6 protein-coding genes are annotated in these 7,184 nt (G+C 70.5%); 5 read left to right on the forward strand and 1 reads right to left on the reverse strand.

The features are described from left to right. The first annotated feature begins 39 nt into the window (after positions 1-39). The 3 genes from IF46_RS0129710 to IF46_RS0129720 all read left to right on the forward strand — a co-directional run bounded on the left by IF46_RS0129710 (position 40) and on the right by IF46_RS0129720 (position 2,960). Positions 40-1,677, forward strand: a complete 1,638-nt coding sequence (locus IF46_RS0129710) for an ABC-F family ATP-binding cassette domain-containing protein (RefSeq protein WP_030491714.1) — start codon at positions 40-42, stop codon at positions 1,675-1,677. Between the two features lie 38 nt (positions 1,678-1,715). Further along, positions 1,716-2,024, forward strand: coding sequence for a hypothetical protein (locus IF46_RS0129715; RefSeq protein ID WP_030491715.1), 309 nt, complete (start codon positions 1,716-1,718; stop codon positions 2,022-2,024). Between the two features lie 210 nt (positions 2,025-2,234). Next, a complete protein-coding gene (locus IF46_RS0129720; RefSeq protein ID WP_030491716.1) occupies positions 2,235-2,960 on the forward strand; it encodes a methyltransferase domain-containing protein in 726 nt (241 codons plus the stop codon). A gap of 16 nt (positions 2,961-2,976) precedes the next feature. Here IF46_RS0129720 and IF46_RS0129725 read toward each other — a convergent pair whose 3' ends face one another. Next, positions 2,977-4,479, reverse strand: coding sequence for an amino acid permease (locus IF46_RS0129725; protein ID WP_030491717.1), 1,503 nt, complete (start codon positions 4,477-4,479; stop codon positions 2,977-2,979). A 206-nt stretch (positions 4,480-4,685) separates the two neighbouring features. Here IF46_RS0129725 and IF46_RS0129730 point away from each other — a divergent pair, with 206 nt between their 5' ends. Next, positions 4,686-6,344: a glycoside hydrolase family 10 protein gene (locus tag IF46_RS0129730; RefSeq protein ID WP_030491718.1), complete on the forward strand. Its 1,659-nt coding sequence runs from the start codon at positions 4,686-4,688 to the stop codon at positions 6,342-6,344. 180 nt (positions 6,345-6,524) lie between these two features. Next, on the forward strand, positions 6,525-7,061 hold the full coding sequence (locus IF46_RS0129735; protein ID WP_030491719.1) for a phospholipase: 537 nt from the start codon (positions 6,525-6,527) through the stop codon (positions 7,059-7,061). Positions 7,062-7,184: the final 123 nt, after the last annotated feature.

Genomic DNA, 7,184 nt, shown 5'->3' on the forward strand with positions numbered 1-7,184 from the left:
GCCGGTCGTATGCCGGCGGCCGGATAGGCTGCCGTCCTGATGAGCGCCACGATGATCGTCAAGGACCTGGCCGCCGGGCACGGCGACCGCCCGCTCTTCGCCGGATTGGACCTGGTGGTCGCCCCCGGCGACGTGGTCGGGCTGGTCGGGCCGAACGGGGCCGGCAAGTCGACGCTGCTGCGTACCCTCGCCGGGTTGTTACCGGTCGAGGCCGGCAGCGTGCGGCTCAGCCCACCCACCGCGAGCGTCGGGCACCTGCCGCAGGAGCCGGATCGGCGACCGGGCGAGACCGTGCGGGACTTCCTGGCCCGGCGCACCGGGGTGACCGCCGCGCAGGCGGCGTTGGACGCGGCGACCGAGGCGTTGACCGCCGGGGCGGCTGGCGCCGACGACGCGTACGGCGACGCGCTTGAGCGCTGGCTCGCCCTCGGCGGTGCGGACCTGGACGAACGCGCCGAGCAGGTGAGCGCCGACCTGGGGCTGGCGGTCGACCTGGACCACCCGACGACCGGGCTCTCCGGCGGCCAGGCGGCGCGGGCCGGGCTGGCGTCGCTGCTGCTCAGCCGGTACGACGTGTTCCTGCTCGACGAGCCGACAAACGACCTGGACCTGGCCGGGTTGGAGCGGCTGGAGGAGTTCGTCACCGGGCTGCGGGCCGGCACGGTGCTGGTCAGCCACGACCGGGAGTTCCTGACTCGCACGGTGACCCGGGTGCTGGAGCTGGACCTGCCGCAGCAGCAGGTCAATCACTACGGCGGCGGCTACGCGGCCTACCTGGAGGAGCGCGAGGTGGCCCGCCGGCACGCCCGCGCCGACTTCGAGGAGTACGCCGACACGCGGGCGAGCCTGGAGGCGCGGGCGCGCACCCAGCGCTCCTGGATGGAGAAGGGCGTGAAGAACGCCCGCCGCAAGGCCACCGACAACGACAAGATCGGCCGTAAGTTCCGCAGCGAGGCGACCGAGAAGCAGGCCGCCAAGGCCAAGCAGACCGAACGGCTGATCGAACGGCTCGACGTGGTCGAGGAGCCCCGCAAGGAGTGGGAGCTGCGGATGGAGATCGCCGCCGCCCCCCGCGCCGGCGCCGTCGTGGCCACGCTGCGCGGCGCCGTGGTGCGCCGAGGTGGCTTCACCCTCGGCCCGATCGACCTGCAGATCGACTGGGCGGACCGGGTCGCGGTGACCGGGGCGAACGGCTCGGGCAAGTCCACCCTGCTGGCCGCGCTGCTCGGGCGGCTGCCGCTGGACGCCGGCACGGCCTCGCTCGGGCCCGGTGTGGTGGTCGGCGAGGTGGACCAGGCCCGCGGGCTGTTCCTCGGCGACATGCCGCTGATCGACGCGTTCGAGGCGGCCGTACCTCATTTGTCGCCGGCGGACGCGCGGACCCTGCTGGCCAAGTTCGGGCTGCGGGCGGCGCACGTGCCCCGACCGGCGGCCACCCTCTCCCCCGGTGAGCGGACCCGGGCGGCGCTGGCCCTGCTCCAGGGCCGTGGGGTCAACCTGCTGGTGCTGGACGAGCCCACCAACCACCTGGACCTGCCCGCCATCGAACAGCTCGAATCGGCGCTGGCCAGCTACCCCGGAACGCTGCTGCTGGTCACCCATGACCGGCGGATGCTGGCCGCCATCGAGACCAACCGGCGGCTGCGGGTCGACGGCGGGCGGATCGCCGAGGATTGATCCGTGCCCGCAGGCCGGCGCGGGGTGAGAATGACGGCATGCTCAAGTGGGAGTACGCGCTGCTGGTCCGCCGCCGCCAGGCCGCGACCACCGACCTCGGCTGGGAGGTCGTCTTCGTCTGGTACGGCCCGGACGGCTCGATGGTCGACGTGACGCCGTACGGCGACACCTCGCTGGCTCACCTGAACCGTGCCGGCGACCAGGGCTGGGAGTTGGTCGCGATGAGCGAGGACCCGTCCCTGGAGGGCCTGTCCGAGTTGCACCGCTACCACCTCAAGCGGCCGAAGCCCGCCGACCCGCCGCCCCGCCAGCGGATGCGCGGGGGCCGCCGCACCATCTCGGGCTGACCCCCGCTGCGGGTCCCGGGCCGGCCCGGGACCCGCAGTTTCTGTAGAGCGTGATGTCCGTGAGTCATCGTGATGTCTGTGAGTCATCACGCTCATTGCAGCCAGGCCCCGCACACCTGGTCGGCGGGCTGCCCGGGTCACCCCCGAAAAATGGATGAGCGGCGCATACCAGGCGTGATTGCGGGTAACGCGCGGCGGGAGGTGGCCCGAATGGTCGCTTTGGCACAGACTCCGCCCTCGGCCGACCGGCTGCGGGCGATTGACGAATTCCTCGCGCAGGCATGGGCGGACCAGGTCCGGCACGATGATCGATTGCGGGACCTGGCGGTCGAGGTGCGCTTCGACCGGGGGGTGGCCCATCTGAGCGGCAACGTAGCCGACCCCGCCGAGCTGCGGCTCGTCCGAAGCCTGGTGGGGCAGCTGGCCGGCGTGTACGGCGTCTGGTGCCGGGTCGGCATCGGCGGGCGAGCGCCGGTGGTCGTCGACCTCGGTTGCGGGCCGACCAAGCAGTGGTCGGGCAACCTGGGGCTGGACATCTACCCGGCACCCGGCGTGGACGCGGTCGCGGACCTGTCCGGTTCGCTGCCGCTCGCCGACAAGTCGGTGGACGTCCTCTTCGCGGTGCACATCCTGGAGCACCTGATCGACTTCCTGCCGCTTGTCGACGAGTGCCACCGGGTGCTTCGCCCCGGCGGCGTGCTGCACGTGATGAGCCCCTGGTGGGGGCACGTCAACGCGGTGGCCGACCCGACCCACGTCCGGCTGATGGACGTGCAGACGTTCAAGGGGATCTGCCAGCTCCGGCCACCCGGCACGCCGCGGTGGTACCCGCTGCACGCCGGCTGCGACGGTGCCTCGATCTTCGCCGACCTGACCCCCCTGCCGCCGGACGCCGATCCGGCACCGCAGTCCCACCTGGCCCGCTTCTTCGACTGACCCACCCACCACCGGATCAGCTGTCGGCGGTCGGCTCCCGGGGAGCCGGGGCGACGGCGGGTTCGTGTTGGGCCAGCCGGTTGCGGCGGTAGCCGTAGCCGAAGTAGATCAACGCGCCGAGCAGCATCCAGGCCAGGAACCGCAGCCAGGTCTCCACCGACAGGTTGAGCATCAGGTAGAAGCAGGCCAGCGCCGAGACGATCGGCAGCACCGGTGAGAACGGCACCCGGAACGGCCGCTCCAGGTCCGGCCGCTTGCGGCGCAGGATCGGCACGGCCACCGACACGAGCACGAACGCGCAGAGCGCGCCGATGCTGACCAGGTCGGCCAGCGCGGAGAGCGGCAGGAAGCCGGCCAACAGTGCGACCGCCACCGTCATGATCGCCGAGATCCGGTACGGCGTGCCCCAGCGCGGGTGCACCTTCGCGATCGAGGGCGGGATCAACCCGTCCCGGGCGATGGCGAAGCCGATCCGGCCCATCGCCACCAGGTCGACCAGGATGACGCTGGTCAGGCCCGCGACCGCGGCGATGGAGACAAGCACGGCCGCCCAGCCCGCGCCGACCGACTCGAAGGCGGACGCGATCGGAGCGCCCCGGTCGATCTCGGTGTACGGCACCATCCCGACCACCACCAGCGAGACGCCGATGTAGAGCACGGTGGAGATCAGCAGCGTGCCGAGCAGGCCCAGGGTGAGGTCCCGCTTGGGCTTGCGCGTCTCCTCGCCCAGGTTGGCCACGGCCTCGAAGCCGGTGTACGCGAAGAAGACCACGGCGGCGGCGCTGAGCACCCCGACGAAGCCGAAGACCGACGGCTCCAGCCCGAAGAGCGCCTGCGTGACCGGTTGCTTGATGCCGTCGTCACCGCTGCCGGCGGGCTCGGCCGGCGGGATGAACGGGGTGAGGTTGGCGGCCTTGACGAAGAACAGCCCGGCGACCACCACGAAGACGCAGATGGCCACCTTGACCAGCACCAGCAGGTTGGTGATCCGGGCGGATTCCCGGATGCCGACGATCGCCACGATGCCGAGGATCAGCACGATGGCGATGGCACCCACGTTGACCGCGCTGCCCTCCTCGCCGAACCAGCGGGTTGGCAGGTCGAGCAGTTCGGCGAGGTATCCGGACCAGCCTCGGGCCACCACGGCGGCGCCGAGCGCGAACTCCAGCAGCAGGTCCCAGCCGATGATCCAGGCGACGATCTCGCCCATCGTGGCGTACGCGTAGGTGTAGGCGCTGCCGGCGGTCGGCACGCTGGAGGCCAGCTCGGCGTAGCAGAGGGCGGCGAGCAGGGCCACCACGCCGGCGATGGCGAAGGAGATCACCACGCCCGGCCCGGCGCTGTCCCGGGCCTCGATCCCGGTGAGCGTGAAGATGCCGGTGCCGATCACGATGCCGATACCGAAGCCGGTGAGGTCGACCGCGCCGAGCCGTCTCTTCAGCCCGAGTTGGCCGTCGCTGCCGTCCGCCTCACCCTGGGCTATCACGTCCTTGATTGGTTTTGTGCGCAGCACGGACACCCGGTCACCCCTCCCACCGTGCGACCACCTCCGTGGCGGCCGGTAGCCGGCGTTGCTACCCAGTCACGGGAATGGTCAACCGTGAACCCTTGCGGCAATGGCCAGACTGTGAAAATTTCCTACCAGTAACGCGGACATCTGCGGCGAATCTTGCCGAACGGGTGCCGCGTGCAGCATCCGGGAGCCCCAACGAAGGGACACACCGCATGAAAGCCACCCGACTCGGAGCCGCCGGGCTGGTCGCAGCCCTGCTCGGCACGCTCGTCACCGCCACCCCCGCGACCGCCGCACCCCACGCGGTCGGCACCACCACCGCCACCTGCACCACCGACCCGGCCACCCCCAAACGGCAGTTCCGGGCCATGTGGATCTCGTCGGTGGTCAACATCGACTGGCCCAGCAAGGCGTCCCAGACCGACCCGGACCGGATCGCCGCCCAGCAGGCCGAATACCGCGAACTGCTCGACCTCGCCGAGCGGCTGCACCACAACGCGGTAGTGGTGCAGGTCCGGCCCACCGCCGACGCGCTCTGGCCCTCACCGTACGAGCCCTGGTCGGAGTACCTGACCGGCGTACGCGGCCAGGACCCCGGCTGGGATCCACTGGCCTTCCTGGTCGACGAGTCGCACAAGCGCAACCTGGAGTTCCACGCCTGGTTCAACCCGTACCGGGTCTCGATGCCGGCCCCCGGCGGCGCCGGCGCCGACCTCACCCAGCTCGCCCCCGGCCACCCGGCCCAGCAACACCCCGACTGGACCTTCGCCTACCCACCGGCCGGCGTGGCCGGCAGCCGGCTCTACTACAACCCCGGCATCCCCGAGGTCCGCGAGTTCGTCCAGACCGCCATGATGGACGCGGTCCAGCGGTACGACATCGACGGCGTCCACTTCGACGACTACTTCTACCCCTACCCCAGCGGCACTTACCAGGTGCCGGACGACGCGACCTTCGCGGCGCACAACCGGGGCTTCACCGACCGGGCGGACTGGCGGCGGGACAACATCAACCTGCTGATCCAGGAGATGAACGGCAAGATCAAGGCGGCGAAGCCGTGGGTGAAGTTCGGCGTCAGCCCGTTCGGCATCTGGCGCAACAAGAGCGCCGACCCACTCGGCTCGGACACCACCGGCAGCCAGTCGTACGACATCATCTCCGCCGACACCCGCAAGTGGATCAAGCAGGAGTGGATCGACTACGTGGTGCCGCAGCTCTACTGGTACATCGGCCAGTACCCGGCGGCCGACTACGCGCGCCTCGTGCCGTGGTGGGCCGAGACGGTGCGCGGCACCCGTGTGCAGCTCTACATCGGCCAGGCCGACTACAAGAGCGGCGACCCGGCGTACGGGCCGTACTGGCAGAACCCGCGTGAGCTGTCCGACCACCTGACGCTCAACCGGTCGTACCCGCAGGTGCAGGGCAACGTGCACTTCTCCGCGGTGCAGGTGCGCGCCAACCGGCTGGGCGCCACCGACATCTACGCGAGCGAGCACTACTCCCGCCCGGCGCTGGTGCCGGCCATGCCGCACCTACCGGCCCGGCCGCTGCTCTTCCCAGTGGTGAGCAAGGCGACCCGGCAGGCCGACGGGGTTCGGCTCACCTGGCGGCAGCCCGCCGACGGCGTCGGCCCGCTAGGCACCGCCACCTCGTACGCGATCTATCGGCTCGACGGCACCGCGCTGCCCGGCCGCTGCGCCACGGCGGACGCCACCCACCTGGTCGACACCGTCCGGGCCACCCCCGGCGGCACCCAGTCCTGGGTGGACACCTCAGCTCTGCCCGGTCAGGGCTACACCTATCTGCTGACCGCGCTGGACCGATCGGCCAACGAGAGCCCGGTGAGCCCACCGGCCTTCATCAGGCACTAACCCGCTTCTCTGAATGCCCCGGACGCCTCGCGCGTCCGGGGCATTCGTCTGTTTCGACGCATGTCACCAATAGTTGGCGACGTGCATACCGCCCAGTTGATCAGCTGATCGACACTCATCGACATCCGGTAACCCGCCGGTAACTTCCGTCCCACCCGCCCACCCCCGCGGAGGTAAACCGTGCCCCGACGTCTCACCACCCTGCTCGCCTCGGGCGCGTTAGCGCTGCTCGCCACCCTCGCCATCGCCTCCCCCGCCGCCGCCGTCACCCCCGCCCAGAAGCTGTCCGTGCTGTCCAGCTGGACCCAGACCAGCGCGTCCAGCTACAACTCGTGGAACAGCGCCCGGGTCAACCAGGCCCCGTGGGCCGAGTACAACTTCAACTGGTCCACCGACTACTGCTCGTCCAGCCCGGACAACCCGCTCGGGTTCACCTTCAACCTGGGCTGCTACCGGCACGACTTCGGCTACCGCAACTACAAAGCGGTCGGCCAGTTCTCCGCCAACAAGTCCCGCCTGGACAGCGCCTTCTACGAGGACCTGAAGCGCGTCTGCGCCACGTACAACTCGGTAGTCCGACCGGCCTGCTACAGCCTGGCCTGGACCTACTACCAGGCAGTCAGCATCTTCGGTTCGGTAGCAGCCGTCCAACAAGCCGACCTAGACCGCGCCGCCCGCATGAAGGCCCAAGCCGAAGCCCAAGCCGCCCTCAACTAACCCACCTACCCACCCCACCCCCCACCCACCCCACCCCCCCTCTGACCCGCGTTGATCAAGAGGTTTCGGTCATCGGAAGCGCGTTTTCTGACCGAAACCTCTTGATCAACAAGGGCCGGAGGG

This window comes from Micromonospora chokoriensis (genome assembly GCF_000718555.1).
Taxonomy (GTDB): Bacteria; Actinomycetota; Actinomycetes; order Mycobacteriales; family Micromonosporaceae; genus Micromonospora; species Micromonospora chokoriensis_B.